15 protein-coding genes and 1 pseudogene are annotated in these 23,974 nt (G+C 59.7%); 8 read left to right on the top strand and 8 right to left on the bottom strand.

Annotated features, from left to right (window positions below):
* Nucleotides 1-73 precede the first annotated feature (73 nt).
* The 4 genes from CPA59_RS11755 to CPA59_RS11735 all read left to right on the top strand — a co-directional run bounded on the left by CPA59_RS11755 (nt 74) and on the right by CPA59_RS11735 (nt 6,446).
* Nucleotides 74-3,325: a CHC2 zinc finger domain-containing protein gene (locus tag CPA59_RS11755; protein WP_107759458.1), complete on the top strand. Its 3,252-nt coding sequence runs from the start codon at nt 74-76 to the stop codon at nt 3,323-3,325.
* Nucleotides 3,318-4,376 (top strand): site-specific tyrosine recombinase XerC, encoded by a 1,059-nt coding sequence (gene xerC / locus CPA59_RS11750; protein ID WP_107759456.1) that lies wholly within the window; start codon nt 3,318-3,320, stop codon nt 4,374-4,376. Before CPA59_RS11755 ends, xerC begins: the two co-directional genes overlap by 8 nt.
* Nucleotides 4,377-5,287: 911 nt before the next feature.
* Entirely contained in the window at nt 5,288-6,070 is a 783-nt protein-coding gene (locus CPA59_RS11740) for a ParB N-terminal domain-containing protein (RefSeq protein WP_222844066.1), read from the top strand.
* Between the two features lies 1 nt (nt 6,071).
* Nucleotides 6,072-6,446: a hypothetical protein gene (locus tag CPA59_RS11735; RefSeq protein WP_049853691.1), complete on the top strand. Its 375-nt coding sequence runs from the start codon at nt 6,072-6,074 to the stop codon at nt 6,444-6,446.
* Nucleotides 6,447-6,701: 255 nt separating this feature from the next.
* Here the strand turns inward: CPA59_RS11735 and CPA59_RS23290 are convergent.
* The 4 genes and pseudogenes from CPA59_RS23290 to CPA59_RS11705 form a co-directional block, all read right to left on the bottom strand.
* Nucleotides 6,702-6,980, bottom strand: a pseudogene (locus tag CPA59_RS23290) (SymE family type I addiction module toxin); the annotation flags it as partial.
* A gap of 248 nt (nt 6,981-7,228) precedes the next feature.
* The gene (locus tag CPA59_RS11720; protein ID WP_049853692.1) at nt 7,229-8,350 is read right to left on the bottom strand and encodes an ABC transporter substrate-binding protein; all 1,122 of its coding nucleotides are present in this window, start codon (nt 8,348-8,350) and stop codon (nt 7,229-7,231) included.
* Between the two features lie 643 nt (nt 8,351-8,993).
* Entirely contained in the window at nt 8,994-9,596 is a 603-nt protein-coding gene (locus tag CPA59_RS11715; RefSeq protein ID WP_038658445.1) for a hypothetical protein, read from the bottom strand.
* 632 nt (nt 9,597-10,228) lie between these two features.
* Nucleotides 10,229-10,408: a hypothetical protein gene (locus tag CPA59_RS11705; RefSeq protein ID WP_038658448.1), complete on the bottom strand. Its 180-nt coding sequence runs from the start codon at nt 10,406-10,408 to the stop codon at nt 10,229-10,231.
* 181 nt (nt 10,409-10,589) lie between these two features.
* On the opposite strand from CPA59_RS11705, the gene CPA59_RS11700 reads away from it, so the two are divergent.
* On the top strand, nt 10,590-12,302 hold the full coding sequence (locus CPA59_RS11700; protein WP_107759453.1) for a type III effector HrpK domain-containing protein: 1,713 nt from the start codon (nt 10,590-10,592) through the stop codon (nt 12,300-12,302).
* 67 nt (nt 12,303-12,369) lie between these two features.
* On the opposite strand, the gene CPA59_RS11695 is transcribed toward CPA59_RS11700, so the two are convergent.
* Nucleotides 12,370-13,047 (bottom strand): SDR family oxidoreductase, encoded by a 678-nt coding sequence (locus tag CPA59_RS11695; protein WP_107759451.1) that lies wholly within the window; start codon nt 13,045-13,047, stop codon nt 12,370-12,372.
* 291 nt (nt 13,048-13,338) lie between these two features.
* Here CPA59_RS11695 and CPA59_RS11690 point away from each other — a divergent pair, with 291 nt between their 5' ends.
* Nucleotides 13,339-14,802 carry a PKD domain-containing protein gene (locus CPA59_RS11690; protein WP_159077940.1) on the top strand — a complete coding sequence of 488 codons (1,464 nt, stop codon included), beginning with the start codon at nt 13,339-13,341 and terminating at the stop codon, nt 14,800-14,802.
* Nucleotides 14,803-15,043: 241 nt separating this feature from the next.
* On the opposite strand, the gene CPA59_RS11685 is transcribed toward CPA59_RS11690, so the two are convergent.
* The 3 genes from CPA59_RS11685 to CPA59_RS11675 form a co-directional block, all read right to left on the bottom strand.
* Nucleotides 15,044-15,376, bottom strand: coding sequence for a hypothetical protein (locus CPA59_RS11685; protein WP_049853698.1), 333 nt, complete (start codon nt 15,374-15,376; stop codon nt 15,044-15,046).
* Between the two features lie 13 nt (nt 15,377-15,389).
* Nucleotides 15,390-17,093 (bottom strand): pectate lyase, encoded by a 1,704-nt coding sequence (locus CPA59_RS11680; RefSeq protein WP_107759447.1) that lies wholly within the window; start codon nt 17,091-17,093, stop codon nt 15,390-15,392.
* Nucleotides 17,094-17,221: 128 nt separating this feature from the next.
* Entirely contained in the window at nt 17,222-18,235 is a 1,014-nt protein-coding gene (locus tag CPA59_RS11675) for a type III effector protein (RefSeq protein WP_107759445.1), read from the bottom strand.
* A 222-nt stretch (nt 18,236-18,457) separates the two neighbouring features.
* Here CPA59_RS11675 and CPA59_RS11670 point away from each other — a divergent pair, with 222 nt between their 5' ends.
* Both CPA59_RS11670 and CPA59_RS11665 read left to right on the top strand, forming a co-directional pair.
* The gene (locus CPA59_RS11670) at nt 18,458-23,335 is read left to right on the top strand and encodes an AvrE-family type 3 secretion system effector (RefSeq protein ID WP_107759443.1); all 4,878 of its coding nucleotides are present in this window, start codon (nt 18,458-18,460) and stop codon (nt 23,333-23,335) included.
* Between the two features lie 36 nt (nt 23,336-23,371).
* Nucleotides 23,372-23,809, top strand: coding sequence for a type III secretion system chaperone (locus tag CPA59_RS11665; RefSeq protein WP_038919136.1), 438 nt, complete (start codon nt 23,372-23,374; stop codon nt 23,807-23,809).
* Nucleotides 23,810-23,974 lie beyond the last annotated feature (165 nt).

Genomic DNA, 23,974 nt, shown 5'->3' with positions numbered 1-23,974 from the left:
CCACTGCGGTATATGCTTGTCGAGTTATTTTTACTGAAACCCTATTGACAGGTTTTTGACAGGAGCAGCGGAAATGGGACGAATGACACCGGCAGAGCTGGAGCAACTGAAACGCGGGGTGTCGCTGCGGGCCGTGGCGCAGAGTCAGGGTCATACACTGAAAAAGCAGGGGGCGGACAGTTATGTCTGCCGGTGCCCGTTCCATCAGGAAAACACGCCGTCCTGCGTCATCACGCCGTCGAAAAACCTGTATCACTGCTTCGGCTGCGGGGCGTCGGGGTCGGTGCTGGACTGGCTGCAACACACCGAGCGGCTGACCTGGCCGCAAACCCTGTTGCGGCTGCGGGAACTGGCTGGCAATCCGTCTTTTTTAGCCGCCCCGGTGGTTCCGGCTTCGCCGTCTGCGGCGCGTACCAGACTCGCCGATCTGGATGATGACGGTCAGGCGCTGCTGAATCAGGTTATCCAGTTCTACCACCAGAGCCTGCTCAACAGCCCGGAGGCGCAGCAGTGGCTGGCCGGTCGCGGGCTGGCTCATCCTGAACTGGTGAGCCACTTCCGGCTGGGGTTCGCCGGTCATCATGGTATCGGCGGCAGCGCGGGGCTGCTGCCGTCCTCGTCGAGTCAGGAGGGCAAGCGGCTGCGCGAGAAACTGGCCGGGCTGGGGGTGCTGCGGTCCGCCACCAGACAGGACCACTTCCGGGGCTGCGTGGTGATGCCGGTTATCGGCTGGTCGGAATCGGCGAATGTGGCGCAGCGTGGCCGGGTGATGCAGTTGTACGGGCGTCGGGTGCAGCCGGACCACAAAATCCTCAAAGGCTCGCCGAAGCACCTGTACCTGCCGTCGCCACTGGCCGGGGTGTGGAACGAGGAAGCCCTGAAGGCGTCGTCGGACCTTATCCTGTGCGAGTCGCTGATCGATGCGATGACGTTCTGGTGTGCCGGGTTCCGCAATGTCACCACGGCTTACGGGGCCAACGGCTTTACCGCTGACCATCTGGCCGCGTTGCAGTATCACGGGGTGAAGCGGGTGCAGATAGCCTATGACCGTGATGAGGCGGGCGACCGGGGCGCGGCGTCGGTGGCGGCGGAGCTGCTGGAAGCGGGTATCGAGGCGTGGCGGGTGCGGTTCCCGCCGGGGCTGGATGCGAATGCCTATGCACTGAACAGCGGCAACCCGGAAAGCGCGTTAGGGCTGGCACTGGAGCAGGCGCAGTGGATGGGGAACGGGTCCGGCCCCGGCGTGGTGTTCCGCGCTGACGCGGGGGTAAACGGTGAGTCTGAACCTTCTTCCTTAGCCGCCCCGGCGGGCGTACCGGCACCGACGGTGGCGGGCGAGTTAACCGCGTCCGGCGACCTGCTGCTGACTCACGGCCCACGGGTGTGGCGGGTGCGCGGCTGGCAGAAAAACACCGTACAGGACGTGATGAAGGTCAACGTGCAGGTGCGGGACGCGTCAACCGGCGCGCTGTATGTGGACTCGCTGGACCTGTACAGCTCGCGGCAGCGTCAGGGGTATGTGAGCGCGGCGGCGGCGGAACTGGGCTGTGAGGCGTCGGTCATCAAGCGCGAGTGCGGGCGGGTGCTGCTGATGCTGGAGCAAAAGCAGGATGACGTGCGGCAGGCGGCAGCGCAGGCCGAACGTGCTCCGGCGGTCACGGTGAGTGCGGAAGACGAAGCGGCGGCACTGGAGCTACTGACATCCCCCGACCTTGCGGCGCGTATCGTGGACGACCTCGCGGCCTGCGGGGTGGTGGGGGAAAGTACCAATCTGCTGACCGGGTATCTGGCGGCGACGTCGCGCAAGCTGGATAAACCGCTGGCCGTCCTGATACAGAGCAGTTCGGCGGCGGGAAAATCCTCGCTGATGGACGCGGTGCTGGGGATGATGCCGGAGGAAGAGCGTATCCAGTACAGCGCGATGACCGGGCAGAGCCTGTATTACCTCGGTGAAACCTCGTTACAGCACAAGATACTGGCGATAGCCGAGGAAGAGGGGGTGCGGCAGGCGGCGTATGCGCTCAAGCTGTTGCAGTCGGACGGGGAACTGAAAATCGCGTCAACCGGCAAGAACGAGCAGAGCGGCGAACTGGTGACGCGGGAATACAAGGTGCAGGGGCCGGTGATGCTGATGCTGACCACCACGGCCAGCGACGTGGACGAAGAGCTGCTGAACCGCTGTCTGGTGTTGACGGTGAACGAATCGCGGGAGCAGACGCAGGCCATCCATGCGATGCAGCGCCACGGGCAGACGCTGGCCGGACTGCTCCAGTCTTCAGAAAAGCAGTACCTGACCCGGCTACACCAGAACGCACAGCGGCTGTTACGGCCGCTGAAGGTGGTGAATCCGTATGCCGACCGGCTGACGTTCCTGTCGGACAAGACCCGCACCCGGCGCGACCATATGAAGTACCTGACCTTAATCCAGGCCATCGCGCTGTTGCATCAGTACCAGCGTGAGGTGAAACGGGTGACGCACCGGGGCACGGTCATCGAGTATATCGAGGTGGAAAAGGGCGATATCGCGCTGGCCAATCAGCTGGCCCACGAGGTGCTGGGCCGGACGCTGGATGAAATGCCGCCGCAGACGAGGAAGCTGCTGGTGTGGCTGAAGGGCTGGGTACAGGAGCGGGCGCAGGGTCAGGCGGTGAAGGCGGACGAGATACGGTTCACGCGGCGGGAGGTGCGGGCAGCGCTGGGGTGGGGTGACACGCAACTGAAAATCCACCTTGGCAGGCTGCTGGAAATGGAATACCTGCTGCTGTTCCGTCGCGGTCTGACGTATGAATACGGGCTGCTGTGGGACAGTGACGACAACGGCGGGGCGCACCTGTGCGGGCTGCTGGAGGTGGAAGACGCGACCCCGGAGACAGAGGGCAATGCCGACCGGTCGGGGTCGGATACCGCTCAGTCGGCCCCCGGTCGGGGTATGGTCGGCAGCCGGTCGGTGGGTGAAAAACCGGCGTCAGGCCAGACAGGGCAAGGGCTGACGGCAAAAGCGGTCGGGTCTGAGCCAGACGCGGTAATCAGGGGAAAACCCACATCGCCTGCCGTGCCGCTGCCTGCGAGTAAAAACGGCGTGGCTGAGGGCAATGCCGACCGGTCGGGGCTGGAGGTCACTCAGTCGGCCCCCGGTCGGGGTGTGGTCGGCAGCCGGTCGGGGCGTGAAAAACCGGCGTCAGGCCAGACAGGACAAGGCTCGGATACCGAACTGGTCGGGGTGAAGCCGGATACGGTAAACAGGCGGAAACAACAATCGCCATCCGCGCCGCTGCCTGCGGTCGGCGATACGCCGGTTGAGAACGCGGGGGTGACACATGGCTAACCGTAAACCCCGCGCCGATGCGCTGCTGACGGTGGATGACGTCTACAGAAAACCCATCGGCCCGGCCAGTGACCCGAAAAGCCTGTACGCGCTGCTGCTGCGGTTCGTGGCGTGGCGTCGGGAGCGGAACTGGTCGGAGACCACGCTGAAGACGCAAACCCATCATCAGTACCGGTTCATCCTGTGGGCGGCGGAGCGCGGGTTGTACTATGGACGTGACATCACCTTACCGATACTGGAGCACTATCAGCGTCACCTGTACCAGTACCGCAAACCGAACGGGGAGCCGCTGAGCACCCGGACGCAACGCAGCCAGTTGGGGCCACTGGTGGTGTGGTTCGGCTGGATGACCCGCCATCATCTGCTGCTGGCCGACCCGGCGTCGGGTCTGGTGTTGCCGCGACTGGAAAAGCGGCTGCCGCGTCATATCCTGAGCGTGGCGGATGTGGAGCAGGTGCTGGCGTTGCCGGACCTGACCACGCTTCAGGGCATCCGTGACCGGGCGCTGATGGAGCTGCTGTGGTCAACCGGGATACGGCGGGGTGAAGTGGCGATGCTGGAGGTGTACAGCGTGGACGCGAGCCGGCATATCGTGACCATCGTGCAGGGCAAGGGAAAGAAAGACCGGGTTATCCCGGTCGGCAAACGGGCGTTAGGATGGATAGCGCGCTATGTGTGTGAGGTGAGGCCGCAACTGCTGGTGAATCCGCACTGCCCGGCGCTGTTCGTGGCACTGGACGGCATCGAGGGTCTGACGCCGAACGGCATCACCAATCTGGTGAGTCACTACATCAGGGCGTCGGGAATAGCGAAGTGGGGAAGCTGCCACCTGTTCCGTCACGCGATGGCGACGCAGATGCTGGAGAACGGGGCGGACCTGCGGTGGATACAGGCGATGCTGGGCCACGCGAGCGTGGAGAGCACGCAAATCTACACGCAGGTCTCAATCCGGGCGTTGCAGGCGGTTCATGCGAGTACCCATCCGGCGGAGCAGCCGGACACCCCGGAGCCGGACGACACGCCCGCGTTGCCGGACAGCCCGCAACGTTAGCGCTCTCCGGTTGAGTGCGGCGGGAGCGGGTTCGGCAGACAGCCCGTGGGGCTGACTGCCGTCATGCCACGTCGCGGGCGGGGGTAAACGTCCGCCCGGCCAGCGTTGTGCGGCGGTGCTCTCCGTCAACCCGGCGGCTGGCCGGTCAGCCGTTCAACATAATGCGGGGGATTATACGAAGCTCGCCGGGCAAGCTCACTGCTCTTTCCCGCCGCGTGGAGCGGCTCGTATCGTATAATCCGCATTATGTCTTGCGCCCCCGCCACCGGCATCGTGGGTCAGGCGCGGCGCGCAAGGCGGCGCCTTCCGCTGTCGGCGGCGGTGTGCGTTCTTCGGCTTCCTGGCCGCCTTGTGTCGCCGGAAACACCGGCGTCGGCGTTGAGTCCCGACGTCATCCGGTATCCCCCTCGCGTTATCCTCAACATCCACCCCCAGGAAGAAGTCGGCCCGTCGGGCCTCCGCTGAAAGGCATTACCTCGCCCCCGCCCCAACCCCGCTTCACTGGCTGCGCCCGGCTCGCAGTCGCAGGCTCCTTGCTCGTTCCCGTGCTCGCCATCTCCGCCCCGTGCGGCCCCCGCCGGGGGCCTCCCTGCTTAACATCTTCTCTTGTGGGCTTCGCCAGCCCACGCCCGGCAGACGCTTCACCGTCCCGCAGGCAAGCTGCGGAACGGCTCGCGCCGCGATAAGGGCGAAAGGCGAAACGTGTAATGGCAGCGGCTGCCGCCGCTGCTATGATGCGAGGGTTGCAGGCAAAAGCCCCGGCAGGGCGGTAGCGTGTCGGGGTGAAAAAGTGCATATCGGGGCTTGGGTGTCCGGGTATCAAAACGCATCAGGGAAAACCGGCTGTAACCGGCTGACGGCACAGGGAAAAGTGGTGTTCGTCGGCTGACTTCGCAACGGATGACGTTGTTGTGGAGAATAACCATCTGAGTCAGCCACAGCAGCAAAGCCGCAGTGAAGAGCTGGTTGCCTGTAACGGAAATGCCACCTGCCGCGCAGAGGTCAGGGAGAAATATGCGGCTGAGTACGACAAGCTACAGAATGAGATAGCGAATTGTTCCTCACCAGAACAGTGTGTTGCCCTGGCAAAAGAGTTAAAAGGATGGCAAGGGGATTACAGCGCCCGCATGACCGAGCTGGAAAAGAAAGAGCGGAATGAGGGAGTAAGTGCACTGACTGAGGCGGAGGTTCAGGAATGGGCTAACCTGCGTGGTGCGATGTCGAATATTGATGCATCGCGCAATTTGCTGATGCATCGTGCTCAGTTGCTGGGTGGTTCCGAGGATACCTCGACGGAAATCGCCAATATCATGGGGCACGCCGGAATCGCCAGTGCGGCGGGGATTGCTGGGGGAGTAAGTAAGGCAGGTAGTAATTCTGTAAATGCAACTGCTCAAGTAGTTACTAAGAACATGGATCCAGGCACTTTAATTAGCAGGCAAAATAAAAATGAAATGTCAGGGTCACAAGTAAAACGGCTTGTAAAAGATATGAAAGAAAATGGCTTTGATGCCAATGAACCTGTTGATGTTGCCATCGTAAATGGTAAGGCAATTATTATTGATGGTCACCATAGGGCTGAGGCAGCAGCAAAGGCTGGAATTAAAGATATACCAGTTAGAATACATGAGGTTACGAAAGAACAAGGTGATCAACTTTTACGTGAAGCTGCTGAGGCAAGGGTAAGGTATTGATATGATGAACGAAAGGGAAATTATCAGGTTTATCAGTCTTCAAGAGATGTTAATGAAGGCTTTCTTTATCGCTTATCCAAGCTTAAAGGACTTTGATTTCTTGCTGGACTTCCCGAAGAAAGGGACTGTTCTTGTTAATGATGATGAGTGGGGCTTTGTTAAACACGGTAAAGGTATTAAGTTTTTAATAAGCAACGATCAGAAAGAGATGGTGGTCGATATTAACAATGTCAAAAATCCCAAGTTGATAGATATATGGCGTTTATCTCAATATTTTTCATCATATAATGATCATGAAATAAAGGGAGTGTTAGATGGAATGGTTCAGTCTGGGATTTTACAAAAAATATCAGAAAAGCAATATGAGTTAATATGATTAAGTAGTCAAAGGATCCTGGCCCCGCGCCGGAATCGTCATTTTTACCGGTCAGAATCTCCATGCAGCCTTCATCCCATCGCTCTTGTTCGTGATCTGTGGCGGTGGCCTGAAAATGCGTAAGCCCCCGGACAGGAAATGTTTTGTGGCCACCGCCAGTTGGCCGTGTCCCCAAAACCACCCGGTCAGGGCCATGCCCCGACACCCCACCCATAAAACAAAACCCCCGGTGCTGGCCGGGGGTAGTATCGATTGCTCGGCGAACGTCAGGCCGCCGGGGTAATGCCTGATCCAGTTGGCGGCGGCGTCCGGGTCAAAGGGTTCGATGCTGAGTCCTTCGAGACAGTGCCACAGCTCGCGGGTGTTCTGGGCGGTGATCACCATGCAGCCGGGCATGACCCGTATTTTTAACGGCATCCCGTCGGTAAATCCGGCCTCGGTGAGCCATGCACCTTGCAGGGAAACTGCCTGAAAGCGGGCGTGTTCATAGCGTTCGGCTTGGGAAATACGTTGTATTGCCAGCAGCACTGATATAAGACCGTAATTGGATGCGCTGCGGGCGGTGGTAGAGCTGGGCGTGAACAGCGGCCCGGGAAAGGAGGCGCAGGCGGTGTTCAGTCGGCTGTCGGAGAAATACCGTCGAATGGCGGAAGGTGAGCAGGCGGAATGAAAGTGAGCATATCGCCGCTGGCCGAGCAGGATATCGAGGCGATAGGTGACTGTATTTTGTTCGCCTTCGCACAACAAGGGGACCCCACCGGATCCCCACAATACAGTAAATCTTAGTTTGCCAGCGGCACTTCCGGATGCAGGCCGAGCCAGCCTGGGGTCGGGTCGCCTTTGGCTTCGCCCACGTACAGACTCAGCTGCGCGCGGAAACGCTCGACCGCGCCGCGGTCAGACATGAAATCGGCGAAAGCCTGCGGGCGAGTGTTGCGGTATTCCCAGATGTGCTTGTAACCGGCCGGCGGGGCGACATCGGTGCGTACCGACCACATGCGCGCGACCTGGGTTTGCGTTTGCGGGTCCAGCAGCCAGCTCAGGTACAGTTTGGCGCTTTCCGGATGCTTGGCCTGTTTGAAGATGGCGGCGCGTTGCGCCCAGGAAACAAACGGGTCGGTCTTCGGCAACACAAAGCGGGTTACTGAACCTGCCGCCGGGACCAGCGCGCCGGAGCTGGTGAAGGTGGCGCTGTATTTGCCGGTGGTAATCTGAGCGCCCGGTACGTTGGTGCCGCGCACGTAGACCGGATCCTGTTCCTGCAGTTTTTCGACAAACTCCCAGCCGTATTTATCCACTACCTGCTTGTACCAGAACAATACCGCGTCGTCGTCGTTAGGGTAGGCCAGAATCAGGTTGCCTTTCAGATCGGGGCGCAGATAGTCATTGGCTTCCCGCGGCCAGGATTTTTCATCCAGCAGTTGGGTGTTGACCAGGTTGCTGAAAGCGATGACATACGCACCGATCCAGGCGCCGTCCGCATCACGAAACTCCGGGTAGATTTTGTCCCAACCCACCGGTTTGTAGTTCAGCAGTACACCCTGTTTTTTCCAGCGCGGGAAATCCTGCACCGTTTGCAACTGCACCACATCCGGAATCAGGGTGTCGGTCGCCAGCTGGTTATCGATACGCGCGTCATGGTATTTGCTGTAATCGACGATCACGTTCAGTTTGATGCCGGGAAACCGGTTCTCAAAAGCCTGCTTGAAGCCTGTTTGCTGTGACTGTACATCGCCGCCGGCATAAACGGTGACTGTGCCGCCTTCCTTCAATGCGCTCTGATAGATTTCATCCAGCGAACGGGTGTCCGGCGCGACCGCGGCCTGACTTTGCCAGGCGCTGAGACCGGCCATCATGGTCAGCATCAATGCGGTTTTCTTCAGGTACTTCCCAGTGTATTGCATAGTGGTTTCCTTTACTTAGGATAAAAATCCGGGCCGACGTACACGATGTAGTAAGCAGGTGCCGAACGACGGTCGCGGCGTGACCGGCGAATCACCAACGAATGACGCGCCGGGCTGGTCCGGCGATGCGGGATCGCCAGAGCCAGAATCAGGGGAAAATTACGGCGGAGAGCTGATAACGAATGAAAAGATCTGTCTGGCGAAGCGGGAGATAACGGGGAAAGCAACAGCATGGGCTGGCGCATGGCGGTGCCATAAAGCAAGCCGCGCCGACTTGCCGGTTACTGATATAGAACGCGCATGGACCTTCATGGTGAACTCTCCCGTCTGAGGCTAATTTCCCCTTTTTCCGTCAGGGAATTGAAATCGAGTGTATCGGATTGCATAAAAACGAACAGGAAGAAAAAGTGAATAATATAGTTAAAAACCTTGAATGATTAATAAGGATAGCTTGTTCTGGGTAAGGCGGATTTGCTGGTGTTAAATGACGTATCGGCGGGGCTGGAATAATAGAATGGTTTATTTTTTCTAATAATTTGCTGTTGGGTAATGTAATGGTCTGATTATGGCAAAAGCAGAGACGGATCACAGACAACCGACTGTGATATGAAAACGCCCTGCCAGGCAGGGCGGAGTAGCGCTATCAGGCGGCGGTATTAACCAGATTGCCCTGTGACGAGAACGAGGCCAGCGAAGACGAGAAGCTTTGCAGGAAAGACGACAGCGAAGCGTTGCTGCTGTCGCCGCCCAGTGCGCTGACCATTGAGCTGAAGGCGCTCTGCAATTCGCTCAATTGGCTGCTGGAAACCGAACTGCTGCTGGAGGACGAGTCGGAAGAGAGCGCGCTGATCAGCGAAGACAGGTCGTTCTTCATCGGGTTGTCGGACAAGGACGACGAGTTGGACGACGCGCCGATGCTGTGCAACGTATCCATCAGCGTATGCAGGAAGGTCGCCACGGCTTCTTTCGCGCTGGAAGACGAGGTGTCCGACGTGCTGTCCGTCGAGGATGTTGTGGAACTGGTCGCGCTGGTTTCCGAGGTGCTGCTGGTGCCCAGCGTGATACCGATGGAGGACAAGGCGCTGGTCAGCGCTGCAAATAATCCCCCCTCCTGGTCATCGTCCGATTTACGGTAAGGGATCGCCGTAACGGCAGAGGATGTGGAGGACGACGCGGAACCGACGCCAGACACCTGCCAGACGGAATTGTATAATCCCGAATAGTTGGAGGAAATGGACATCACCATGGTATTTCTCCTTGTAATATTCGCCAGAAAATTAACTGCTGTCTTACGTGTTAACGTCGAAGATATAAAAAACACGATGCTGCATAGGTATATATACCCGTCATACTTCAAGTTGCAGATGCGTTGGCTGCCCTCGCTCACCCCAGTCACTTACTTATGTAAGCTCCTGGGGATTCACTCGGTTGCCGCCTTCCTGCAACTCGAATTATCTGTGTATAGAATAATTGAAATTGTTTTTCTATCAGGGGTGATTTTGCGCTGGAGTTAGCCAATAAAACCCAAAAAATCAATCGAATGAAAAGACGATGAATTATTTGTCATTTAGGAGGATAAACAAAAATTGAACGTAATTTGCGTAAGGAACAAGAAAGAAAAATAGCGAGCTGTTCATAGATTGAAATAAATGACGCGAAGAGTAAGGAAAACGTAAATTTATTATCAGCCAATCATAATAAATGAAAAAATGAATCACAGAGCCTGCGGCAAATACGCATGAAATGATGTGCGGGGAGGAAAGGCCCGTACCGCAGGCCAGCGCTGGCGCACATCTCCATTGGTTTTAGCATGGGGACGCCAGACGGCGGGGCGCGGTACCGAGCAGCACCAAAAAGAAGACGCGTCCGGCAGGGCGTTCAGAGTTCAAAGCCGGGCGCCACTTCTTTCACCGGTTTTCGGCAGGCTTCCGGTAATTCAGATTTGGCTACCTGAGCGGAGCAGTCCGGTTTAAACGGATTGAGCGACTCGCGATTAGCGTAGATCAGCAGCAGAAGCAGAATGAGCAGAACGGTGCGCAGGCGTTTTCTCTTTTTCATATTTATGTGTCGGATTGTGTCAAAAAAGGGGAGTCAGGTTACTGAAGTGATTCGCCGCTGTCTCGCTTTGCAAACTTTTGTCATCACTGTTATTGCTCCAGACCGTTCAGGGAACCGGACGGGTTTGTGATCCACTCAGAGAGGGGACGTTATTGACCAAATTCTGAGGGGGATCGACACCATGAGTCGTATTGATAACCGCGTCGGCCTTTGGCCCGGCGCCGGACCGGCTGCACAGCCATTGACCACACCTGACCATCGCCCGCCGTTGTTGCCTGCTACCAGCGGGCAAGCGGTGGAGTTCGGCGGCCCGGCGCCGTCTTTCGCAACCGTGTCTGCCGCACCGGTTACGGCGGCGGGCCGAACCCGCGTCGCGCCGCCGGCAACAACGCTGGCTGCGGAACAGGCAACAGCCATGCTGGATCGATCGAGTTACAGCGATGCAAAGGCGCTGGAGAAATGGATGCCGTTGTTGGGTTCGTTGCCGGAGCAGGAGCGGGCGTCGGCGGCGAAAGCGCTGAACCGACCGATTGCCGCCGCCAATATGCTAAAAGCGGGCGGGGCGGAAGCGGAGGTAGCGATGATCTACCTGAAGGCAAATCCGGCGTTGATGACGGCGCTGGATACGGGCAAAGACGGTGGTAAAGCCGATGGCTACATTTCCCGGCGGGATAGTGGCGCGTTCATAAAAAACATGACACTCAGCGCCCAGAGCGCGCAGCGCAGCCTTGATGACTATCGGCAGGCGCATCCGCAGGCGGACGCGCGCTCGTTACGGCTGGTGGAAACTTCGGCGCTGTTGCTGGCTAATGAGCCTTTGCTGCGCGCGGCCGACCCAAGCCGCTCGGCGGCAAATGCCGCACCGCAGAGCGTCTCGTCACTCTCCCGTCAGACCGATTTGGCCGCGCTGGCCAACGGCAATCCGCTGCTGTCGCCGGAATTGCAAAATGCGGCCCGGCTCTGGTCGCATCCGGGGTTATTTAGCCTGCTGGAGCATGCGGATGTGAAAGGGGAAAAGCTGGCGCGGGTGCCCCATGACGGTAAGCTGTCGGCAGGCGATATCAGAAGCTGGATAGCGGATCAGGCGCCAGCGGATGATGGGCAGGCGACGGCGCTGTTTCACGACGCCGCCGCGCTGGGGCTGGCGGGCAGAACCGATATCAGCCGTCTGAATGATGACGTGTTTGCGCATCCCGACCGCTATAGCGGTGCGCAGAAAGCGGCCACGCTGGTCAAACTGCAACAGACGCTGGAACAGGTGGTGGCTGGCCGACAGTATCGCAAGACCGACGAAACCGAGCGGGCGTTGAATGAACGAATCGGCCAATTGCAGCAGGACGCCGATGTGGTGCGGCATTTCGAACAGGCGGTGCCCGCCGATGCGTTACGGTTACAGATGTCCGATCCTCAACTGGCGCGGTTAGCGCGCCCTGGGGATAGCGGCCTGTTGACGCCGACCACCACCGGGCTTGGGGCAAATTCCGTCGCTCAAAACGCGGCCGATCGTCGCGCGCCCGGCGATGCGCAACTGACCGGGCAGATGGGGCGCCACCTGATGGATGCCGCCAAATCGTCGTTGCATATCACCGATCTGAGCAAGACGGCCGGCAGCAAAACCGCGATCGGCCTGGCGGGACGAGTCGGCGCGGCGGTAGCCGGCAAGGTGGTTGGCGCGGTGGCGGGCGAAGCCGCGGGGGCGGCGGCGGCATCGGCGGTGGGCGCCGCGGCCGGGCCGGTGGGCTGGGCGGTCAGCGGCGCGCTGAGTATAGGGATGGGGATTGCCGAACTGGTCAACTTCTTCAAGGCGAAAAGCAAGCTTAAACATCGCCGGGCGGATTTTGCCAACACCGTCAACCCAACCCTGACGCAGTTCAACATTCCCAAACCGCGCTGAGCGGTTTTATCCCCTCCGTTGATTTTACGGCGCGCCGGCCCCGGTTATCGGACGCTGGCGCGCGGTATCACCATGCCAGTCGGTTGCCGGCATAGTCGACAAAATGGTGGCCGCCTTTGCCCTGATAACGCGCTATCTGTTGCAACAGGCCGCTGACGCTGCTCTCCACCGTTAGCGGCGCGCCGCTGCCGCCAAGGTCGGTTTGTACCCAGCCGGGGTGTAATGACAGCAGGGTAACCTGACGGTCGGACACGGCGTCGCTCAGCCCGCGCGTCAGCATGTTCAGCGCCGCCTTGCTGGCGGCATAGAAGGGCAGTTCCGCGCTGGCGTTTTCCGTCAGGCTGCCCAGCCGTGACGTCATGAACGCCAGCGTGGCGTGCTCCGCCAGATGCGGCAACAGCGCCGACGCCAGCGCGATCGGCGCCAGCGTGTTGGTCAGAAATAAGGGAATCAACTGCTCGGGATCGAGAGCGGTCAGATTCTGTCGCTCCGGGCCATAGACGCCTGCATTAATCAGCACCAGATCAAAACTGTCCTGCGCCAGCGTCTGGCAACATGCGGCGCGCTGCGAGGCGGCGTCATTGATATCCAGCGCCAGCCAGCGCACCGGCAGGTTGTCGGTGGCGGCGGAAGGCGAGCGTCGGGTAGCGGTGACGGCCCAACCCTGCTGATGCAGGGCGGTGGCGATGCCTAATCCCAGCCCGCGGGAAGCGCCGATAATCAGTGCGCGTTGTCCTGAACTCATAACCTGTCATCTCCTGAGTGGTCATATCGGGCGATTTTGCCAAAAAACGTCCTTCTCCAAAAGATAGGTTTTTTTGCTTTCAGTACGGTGGACTCTCCATCGACGCTGCATTCGATGACTCATTACCCGCCGGGGTGGAATTGTCATAGGTATCCCGTTTAGCCCATATATTCCCATTTTCAACATAAGTCCATATCCTGCTCAGGCCGGTTCTGAATGGAACATGCACATGCAGCCTACCGACCAGGTCGCAGCCATGACATTTACATCATCTGTATTAAGGATATTCAAATGATTGTATTTAGGAGTTTTTTCGCCCTCTTTTGTTTTTTCCTGGCGCTGTTCATCCCTCATACCGTTGGAGCAGCTCTTAAAACGGACCTGTCCTATGTCGCCAACCAACTGACGTTGAACTTTGACGCTGGTGCGTCGAGCGGCGGTGAAGGCATCATCAGCTATAGCTGGAGTTTCGGCGATGGCGATACCGGTAGCGGCGCTCGCGTCAGCCACACTTACGCATCATCCGGCAAGTACACCATCACGCTGACCGCCACCGACAGCACCGGCAACAGCGCAACGCAAAGCGCCGCAGTATCGGTCGGCGAGGTCCGTACCGGCTTCGAGGAGGGGGTCATGTCGCCGATGTCCGTCTGCACGACCCAGGGGCCCAATTTCGTCGTGCCGGCCCAGGTGGCCGATGAGGGGCTTAATACTGCCGGCGCCGGTGGCGAAACGGCCATCAAGGTGAAATGGTTTCAGTCCTCCTACAACGGAACCCGCATGACCAAAGGGGCTGAAATGTGCTCGCCGATCAATGTCTACAAGGAAGCCTGGATCGGTTTCATGTTCTATCTGCCCGCCAACGGCTACCCTACGGATAAGGAAGCCGGCATGTTCCAGATCTTTGAGGCGGGCGGTTGCAGCTCCTGGGCTGGAATGCTGAGTATCGTAAACAATAGCTTGCGCATTGCGCATCGGGGTTCCTGCGGCGGCGCCACGCAAAAAACCATTGTTTCCGATCTGGCGCGCGACGCCTGGATTCCGGTCGTGGTTCATCTGGTGGCATCGCACCAGTCGGACGGGCAAATTCAGATATGGGTGGGTAACGCCGCGCAGAGTTCGCCCACTTACAGCGCCACCGGCATCAATTTGGGCTTTGGCGACTGGAACGGCGACGAGCTCGCCAGTGGCAGCCAGCTTTATTTCAAATTTGGTCAGTACGATTATGACACCGGGAACTACACCGCCGGAGAGACACGCACCTCGTACTACGACAACGTGCACATCATCGGTACGGCCGCCGGCAACGGCTGGAGCGCCGTTCATCCCACCGTCAGCAGTTTCGCCTATTCCGGTATTGCCTATGCGGCCAGCACCCAGCCGGTGGTCACCCGGACCGCAGAATACGCCTTCGACGGTTCCGCCGACACCAAATGGCAGGGCAGCGGCCAGAACGGCTGGCTGCAATACCGCTATGCTGCTCGCGCCGCCACCGCCATCACCAGCTATACGCTGACCAGTGCCAGCTCCGACGCCGCTCGTGACCCGCTCGACTGGGCGTTGTTGGGCTCCAAAGACGGCAAAAGCTGGACCACGCTGGATACACGCAGCGGCCAGACCTTTGCCAGTCGCGCAATGGCGCGTCGTTTCACCATTACCTCGCCCGGCAGCTACGCTTACTACCGCCTGCGGATCGACGCCAACAATGGCGATACGGCGGCCACCCACCTCGGCGAACTGACCCTCGCGCCCTGATTGACCAACGTGCGAGCCCCAAACGCAAAGCGAGCCTGCTGTCGCAGGCTCGCCGATTTTCCAGGATAACGCACCCAACACCGCCGACGATCAGGTGGGTTAAATCAGTGTGATTGCAGGGGATTAGCCTTCATCCATTCCGGCACCTGGAAAGCGGTAATTAAAAAAAGGGTCCATGATGAACATGAACCCTTTTTACACCAGCCACTGGATCGTTCAACCGATCCTTAGCCGTTCTGCATTACAACGCCTGCCGCTGCTGTTGCAGGGCGATCAGGTGGTCCGCTATCTGGCGAATCACCCAGAACGCCGTCTGCCCCACGTCGCTGTTCATTTCCGGATCCAGCGAGGTATCCACGCTTTTCAGGAAATCCGCTTCCAGTGAATCGACAAAGGCGTCGAAATCGAACTGACCGCTGCGCGGCAGCTCTTTCTGGCTCAACACCAGACTGAGACGCCGGGTCACCATCTGGATGGCCTGCTCGAACGCCTGACGCTGCGCTGGCGTGATATACCCGCCCCGGTCGACCAGTTCGGTCCAGCGGGCAGGGGTGTCGGTATCATGCTCGGTCATGTTTGGCTCCCTGTCAGCTTACCTGCAGATTAGTGGATTTGGGGACTTTGTAGTGATTGTTGACGTTGTCCAGGTTGGCGTTGTTGACCTTCACGTTCAGCCCTTCACTGTCGCTTTTCACAAACGAGAACTTGCCGTTCTGCGCATCGATGTTGCTCAGGTTGAGGTTCCAGTTACCCTGCTGGCCGCCGTTGGTGCGAACGAAGGTACCGAAATCTTTCACCTTGAAGTTATCGACGTTGAAGTTGGCGTCGGCATTCAGCTGGAACACCTTATCAGAGGCGCCCTGTGCGCTGCTGTTGGTGATGTTGACGTTAGCCGGTTTACCGGTGTTGCTCTTCACCGTCAGCGCGTCTTCACCGACGTTGGTCCAGTGCACGTTGTCGATTTTGGCGTCGCCGTGCAGGTGGATACCGTCAGCCGCGTTGTTGCCGAAAATCACGTTCTTGACGGAGCCGCCGTCAGCCACTTCAAACAGCGGTTTCTGCCCCTCTTTCTGGCCGCCATCGCCTAATGCCGGGCCGGCTACGTAGGTTTTACCCTTACCGTCAAACACTTCGCCCGGGCCAACCTTGATCGGCTCATTGACTACGATGGCGTTGGCGTTATCGGCGGTGGGGAACGACACGGGGCCAGCCTTGCCTGCGCTGCCAGTGGATGCCGTACTGTTAGCGTCGCCGGTGGCGCCGGTAGCGTTACCCCCGCCTACGGTTGGCGTTGCGCCACCGCCAGTGCCGCCACCGACTGACGGAGCTGCGCCACCGCCAGTGCCGCCACCAACTGATGGAGTTGCGCCACCGCCGGCGCCGCCACCGACCGACGGAGCTGCGCCACCGCCAGTGCCGCCACCGACCGACGGAGTTGCGCCACCGCCGGCGCCGCCACCGACTGACGGAGCTGCGTCACCGCCGGCGCCGCCACCGACCGACGGAGTTGCGCCGCCACCAGTACCACCACCTGATGTCGGGGCTGCGCCGCCGCTATTGCCGCCTGAGCCGTCCTGCGGCTGACCAAACTGATTTTTCTGGTTTTCCATCAGCATGGCGATCAGCGCCAGCAGAATTTTCAGCAGCGGATTGTCGCTGATCTGGCCGCCGCCGTCCTGGGTAGGGGAGATGCCATTGCTGAGCGCGCTTTCGCCGGTATCCTGCAGCAGCGATTTGCCAAGACCCTCAAGGCCGGATGAACCGCCCGTACCCTGTGCTCCACCGGTTCCCTGTGCGCCGCCCGCACCCTGTGCACCGGAAAGCCCGCCGTTGCCGCCCGCGCCGCCGGTCAGACCGTTGCCTTGCTGCCCCTGACCGCCCTGCGCGCCGTTTTTCGGCATTAATATATCCAGCAACTTGGTCAGCAGGTCACCCAGGCCGTTCTGACCCTGTTGCCCGCCGCCCAGCCCCTGGCTGTTGCCCAGACCGCCGTTCTGCGCGCCGCCTGCGCCATTGTTACTACCAAGTGTATTGTTGCCGCCGAGCGCGTCGTTGCTGCGTTCCAGCGGATTATTGCCGCTTCCCTGCGCACCGCCGTTGTTGCTCAGCAGAGCGGTCAGAACGATCGCCAGCGCTTCCAGTAACTTGGTTTCCTGCGAAGAGGATTTATTGCCGGAAAGCCCGTTATTGCCCAGCCCGCTGTTGCTGGTGCGGTCCGCGCCGCCCAAACCGCCCAGCCCGCCTTGCAGACCTGAGTTGGGGATACTGAGTGTGATACTGATGTCAGCCATAATGTGCCTCTTTACCCAAAGATGAGATGCCGTTCCCGAAACAGGCAGATCTCTGCCTGCCACCAGATAAGTGAAAAAAGCGCCCGATGAGTTCCACGGTGTGGGTAACGATCAGGCGCATAAGACGATTAAACCGTGGTTTTCCCGCTATCGACGCCGATGGCATCCGGTGCGGGCGTCAGGCCGGGTTGCCCTTTGCCGTCAGCCAGTTCGCTGGCGTTATTGCCAGCGCCAGCGGCGGCGATACCACCGGTTTCAGGGGCGGCGCCACTGAGGATGGGAGCAGCACCGCCGCCAACGGCGGGCGCAGCGCCGGTCGCGTTGCCAACGCCGGGGGCGGAACTGCCACCGGAAACCGGCGCCGCGCCGCCGGAACCATTGCCGCCGCCCGAACCGCCTTGCGGCTGGCCGAACTGGTTTTTCTGGCTTTCCATCAGCAGCGCCACCAGCGCCAGCAGGATCTTCAACAGCGGGTTGTCGCTGATCTGGCCGCCGCCGTCCTGCGTTGGGGAAATGCCATTGCCGAGGCTGCTTTCGCCGGTATCCTGCAACAGCGATTTACTCAGATCCTCCAGCCCGCCCGTGCCGGATGCACCCCCAGCACCCCCAGCACCCCCAGCGCCTTGCGCGCCGGAAGCTCCGCCGCTGCCGCCTGCGCCGCCCAGCCCGCCGCCCTGCAATCCCTGACCGCCTTGCGCCCCGTCTTTCGGCATCAGCAGGTCCAGCAATTTGGTCAAAATATCGGTCAGGCCGTTCTGACCCTGACCGCCGCTCGCGCCGAGCCCATCGGCCAGCCCGCCCGAACCGCTTCCCAGCACCTTGTCCAGCCCGCCGCCCAACCCATTGCCCTGACCGCCGCCGAGCGCGTTGCCCGCGCCGCCGCCGCCAAGCGCATCGCTGGTGCGGCCGAGCGGACTGTCACCGCCGCCCTGACCGCCGTTATTGTTCAACAAACTGGGCAGCAGGGCGGTCAGGACTACCGCCAGCGCCTCCAGCAGTTGGTTTTCCTGCGCGGTCGATTTCTTGCCGGAAAGCCCGTTATTGCCCAGACCGCTATTCAGATTGTCTGCGCCGCCAACGCCCCCCAGCCCGCCGTTCAGGCCGGCACTGGGAATACTGAGCGTGATGTTGATATCAGCCATAGTTCGCCTCTTTTCATCAGGATGTGGACGCCCGTTATGGAAAACGTGCGTGTGTCAGCACGGCAAATGCCCGCTGTTTGCTGAGTAAGAAAAGTGCGGCGGCGGTTCCGCGCCGTTAGCGACGACGCCGGAAAGAAATTCCGCGACGGACGGGAACCGACGGCGGCGGCATACCACTCAGCAGTCATCACCCCTATTTATCCAGCACACGGGAGAAGGCCAATGTTGGGCAATATCAATCATATTCAGCGTCAGCAGTCGGTGACGGACACACAGCCCGCCGCCGCTAACGCAAGCCATGCTTTGACGCAAGGCAGCGCGTCGGTACCCGGGCAGTCCGCCTCGGCATCATTGCAGCGGGAAGGCATGCATGCCGGTATGGCGCAGGTCAGTCAGCAACCGTCGTTGCCAAAAAACGAAGGCGCGCAGATTGGCCGCTCTCCCAATCTGAAGGACATGCAGCCGGCTATCGACCGCGCGCTGTCGCCCGCCTCGGCGAAAGACCTGGTGTCGCTGGATAAAAAGGGCCAGCTTACGTTGGGCGATGGGGTGTCCGATCACCTGAAAACGCTGCTGTCGCAGACAATAGGCAAAAACAGCCAGCCGTTTGTGGCGCATCAGGCCGCGGAGGACGGCAGCCAGCATCTGCTGATGGACAAAAGCGGCCGTCTGTTCAGCCTGCAACAATCCGGCGACAGCTTTGTGGCGCTGCACACCAGCACGCCGACGCAGGCCGGCAAAGCCGGCGAGGCGCTGTCGGGTAAGAATAAGGCCAGCTACACGCTGGGGATGGATGACACCCACGTGCGCGCGTCTGTCGTCAATCACAGCGGCGTCAACACCATCAACCTGCCGCAGCCCGGTCAGGCCGCGCAGGCGCAGTTGACCGGGGTGCATACCGATCCGGCGCACGGCAATGAAAAACTGCAAATACATGACAAGGCGCTTTACAGCCTGAACGCCGATCAGGTGTGGGAGAAGAAAAACGATACGCCGCACGGCCAGCTTGCCGGGCAGGCGGATGGCAAGCTGTATGCCGTCAAAGATGACAAGACGCTGGCTAACCTGTCGGCGGGGCACGATTCAGCGCCGTTTGCCGACAAAATCAAGTCGTTCTCAGCCAATGCGCAGGGCAATGTGGCGGTGCTGACGGAGAAAGACAACAGCACCACGCAGATTCATCTGCTGCCGAAAGCGGATGCGCCCGCCGCGGACCACAAAACGCTCGACCTGAAACTGGACGGTCAGGTGGCGCTGGCGCGCGGCAGCGAGCAGGTGAACGCCAAAGCGGTTGGGCTGGAAGGCAATCGGCTGTTTGTCGCCGATGACGAAGGTAAGGTTTTCGCCGGCAAACTGCCGCAGGATGGCGGCAACACCGTCAAACTGGAACCGTACCATAGCCCGGCGCTGGAGGCGGCGTTTGGCGATAACCATAAGGTGCAGGGGTTTGTGGCCGGCGAGCACGGCACGATGCATGCGCTGGTCAACGACGCCGCCGGTCAGAAGCATCTGGCGCCTCTGGCTGACGGTAGTAAACCGGGGGAAACCGAAGGATTCAAACCCGGCTGGAACCTGAGCGACGCGCTGGTGGTGGATAACAAGGCCGGGTTGAATCCGGCGCGGCCGCAGCCCCACGATGTGATGGACATGGGGCGGCTCGGCACCATGGCGTTGCATGAAGGCAAAGTCCACTACCTTGACGGCACCACCCAGAACTGGACCAAAACCGACGTCGGCGCCAGCCAGTTGAAACGCGGTCTGGATAATCAGGCGTATGTGCTGGATGACGGGCAGGTGAAGAAGCTGTCCATCAACCAGAAGGCGGACAGCGTTACCCACGGCGATAACAACGTGTTTGCCGTGACACAGGGGCGCAATTCGCCATCGGCGGGCGACCCGCTGCCGGGGTTAGAGAAAAAAAGTGGTGCCACTGCACTGGCGGTGGTGGACGGCAATAAATTTGTCACCGCCAATGATCAGGGTGAGTTGCAGTTGCACCTCAACAAACCCGGCCTGCAGCGCGCGGCGGTACCGCCTCAACCACTGCCGACCGCCGGTTTGAGCGGAGAGGTGAAGGATCTGGCGCTGGATAAGGATCAGAACCTGTTTGCCCTGAATAAGGACGGCCAGTTATTCAAACTGGATAAACAGGCGTTACAGGGTAACGCCGAAGCGCGCGCCAATGCCCAGTGGCAACCGGTGACGTTGCCTGACAATGTCAAAGCCGAACACCTGTCCACCACCAAAAATCATGAACCGGCGATCTCCGAAGATGGTCATCAGCAGCACCAACTGACTCAGGGCGGCTGGAAAACCACGGTGCCAGAGGCGCACACCGCCGGCAGTCAGCCGCGTGCGGCTGAAACCACCTATGACCGTCTGGCTGGCGGCACCCACGCGGCCCGCATTCCGTTGACGAATCTCACCGGGAAAGTGGAGGCGCAGGTCCTGGGACGCTCCGGTATGGAAAGCCATAAGCTCAACAGCAATTTTGGCGACTTCCTGGGCGCTTATGTCAAAGAAACCGCCAAAGAGATGGTGAGAAAGCCGATTGACGCCGCACAGCATCAGATAAAGGGGCGCGACGGATTGTCATCGGTCTATGACGCGCAGGCGAATATGTTCAAAAAGCTGGAACAGGCGGTGTCATCCCATACCTGGAGCGCCAAACGCGATGACCTGCAAAGCCGAATGGATAAACTCGATCTGGGCGAGGCGGGCAAGCCGCTGATGGCGGAGCTGAAATCGTTCCAGAACGATCTGGAAATGAGCGCCGCCAAGTCCGCGACCCTGCTGGGTAAACATCAGGGCGTGCTAAAAAACAGCGGCGAGGTGAACGAAAAATTCAAGCCGTCGGCCTTCAAAGCGGTCGTGCAATCCATGAACGACAAGCGTTCCGGCAAGGACCTGAGCGTGGCATTGTCGACGGTGATGAACGCGGCGCCTTTGTCCAAAGACAGCAAGGCGGGGGAATTGCTGAACGCCTTTGTGGATAAGAAAGTCGACATGAGTTACCAGAGCGACAAGGTGGCGACCGGGCCGCGCCGCGATCTGGGGGATGCGATGGCGCTGACCAAGTCCCGTCTGGCGCTGGATGTGATGACCGCGAGCGATCTGCACCGCGTCGTCGACAAGCTGGAAACGTTGTCCGGCAAACAGCCGACCGCGGCTGACCTGAAACCGATTCAGGCGGCGCTCGGCGAGCTGCGCGACCAGCAGTACGGCGGCAACGAGGTGAAAAAGATCACCGATATGGGCTTTACCCGTTTTGGCGCGCTGGAAGCCGATTACGATGCGGTGAAAACCTTTACCCAGGCGTTTGGCAATGACAAGAGCGCGGTGAACCTGACAGCCCGTACCACGCTGGAAGCGAGCGATAAAGCGGGGCTGGCGAGCAAGCTGAAGGACACCATTCTGTCGCTGGATAACGGTGAAAGTCTGGCGGTGAACCGTAACTATAACGCCGGGGCCAGCACGGCCTATGTGCCGGCCAAAGCCAAAGTGATGCTCAACGCCACCGCGTTCCCGATTATCCCCAGCGGCGGCGTCACCGGCGACCGCGCCTACAGCCTCAGTTTCAGCCGCGGCGAAAACGGCATTGACGTCAACTTCGGGCGCAACGGCGGGCTGAACGCCAAAGTGGGGGTGGCGACCGGTCAGTCGCCGAATGACGCCAAGAAAGGCTTTGATTTTGATGACAAAAAACACACGCTGGCGCTGGATGTCCGCTTTGGCGGCAGCGTCAACGCCGGGGTGGGGACCGTACAGCAAAACGGCCTGAAGTTTACGCTGAGCGAAAAAGAGCTGCCCGGTTTTATCGACAATCTGATAGAGGGCAAGGTGAACCCGCTGGATTTGGTCGCCAAGGGCAATGACCACCGGGTGAAAGAGGGGTTCTCGATTAAATTCGATCTGGATGCCGCGCTGACAGCCGATGCGCGCGCCGAGGTCAATCTGGCGGATAAACCCAGCGCGGCGCAAAAAGGCAAAGTGCCGACGTCGGCAGGCCGACTTTCCGTCGGGGTGGGCGCCGGGGCGAACCTGATGTCGGCAAGTCATGAGCACAGTACGGTACGCGGCGAGTTCACCGAGCAGAACGCCACCACCAATAACCGGGCCCGCTTTATGAACCAGGTCAACGTGAGCGCCAATGCCACGGCGTTCGCCGGCATCACCAATCCTACGCCGAGCGGCTCGTGGACCGCGCCGATAACGAACAACGCCTCCATCACGATGACGGTGGATACCAAAACCAACCACAGCATCAGTATGCAGATGAAACCGGCCCAGCCGCTGCAGGGCAAGGACATGGACAGCCTGATTTCATCGCTGGAGAAAAACTTCGCCGATCCGGAAACGCAACAGGTGCTGAAAGGGGTGAAAGACCTGACGGACACCGGAGAAAAACTGGCGATCCTCAATAAACATTTTGAGGCTAAAACCCCGGCGGGCGATGCGCAGTACGGCGCCATTCAGGGATTGCAGTCCAAAACCCGGCAACATGAGGCGGCGGAAAAACAGGGGGCGACGCTGGACAGCGCCAGCTACAGCACGACTTACGCCAACCTGTCGAAACTTGACAGCAACGGTATTTTCCATGCGCTGCGTAAGCTGGTCAGCGATAACCTGCCGCCGACCAACGCCGAGCGTATTCACGGCTTCATGGAGGAAAACCCGGCGCTGAAAGCCGTGGTGCAGAAGATGCAGTCGCTGACCAACGCCACCGCCGGCGTCAGCCTGGAGCTGAAAGACGAGGTGAAAACCAAAGTCGAAAAAGGCATTCAGAACAATACGCTGGGCAAGGATGACATCGCGGCGATTTTCCGCGACAGCAACAACCTGCGCATCAAATCCATCGATTTCACCCAGACGGTGAAAAACAAGGAAGGGCTGGCGTTCCCGCTGCCGATTGTCAGTGCCGGCAGTAGCGCTGACGTCAGCATGACCAAGCTGCTGGGCAAGATCAATTTCAGCTACGGTCAAAACCAGAACAGCCCGAGCAGCTTCAGTCTGGAAGGGGCGATCGCCAAAGCCAACCCGGAAGTCTCTCAGGCGGTCAATCATATGCACCAGCAGGGCATCACGCTGGCGAAACAGTAATACGGCAACGGAACGAAAAACCACAGGAGCAAAGCGATGACATCAGCACGACAAACCTCAGCACAACAACTGGCGGCGCGGCTGCTGCAACATTTCAGCCAGTTCAATAAAACCCGTCTGACGCTGAATAACGGCATCTGTGTACTGAACGGCGCGGACGGTCGGGAAGCGGCGGTGATTGAGGTGCCGGGGCAAAGCGACAGCCTGTTGCTGCACTGCCAGTTGATTAGCCTGAAAGGCGAAGACCGACCGGCTATCTACCGCCTGATGCTGCTGCTCAATTTCGAGATGGCGGCGATGCGCGGTTGCTGGCTGGCGCTGGATGAGTACGACAATTTACGCCTGTGCAGTCAGTATCCGCTCGACAAGCTGGATGACGCCGGTTTCAGCGCGCTGCTGAACGGCTATATCCGGCAGGTTGAAGAAACCCGTACCTTTATCGAACAGACGCTGGCGCAGGCTAACGCCGCCTGACCTCACTGCCGACAACGCACGCCCCTGATACCGCCGTATCAGGAACATCACGCCGGTCAGGCGTCCTGAGCCTGACCGGTTTCTCCCTGACTCGCTTCACAGTACCCCAGCCAATCTCATGAATGCTAAGATATTTACTGATTGTACCGTTATTCGGTACACCGG

This window comes from Dickeya sp. Secpp 1600 (assembly GCF_003049805.1).
GTDB classification, from domain to species: domain Bacteria; phylum Pseudomonadota; class Gammaproteobacteria; order Enterobacterales; family Enterobacteriaceae; genus Dickeya; species Dickeya fangzhongdai.
This window is presented reverse-complemented; position numbering and strand designations above follow the sequence as displayed.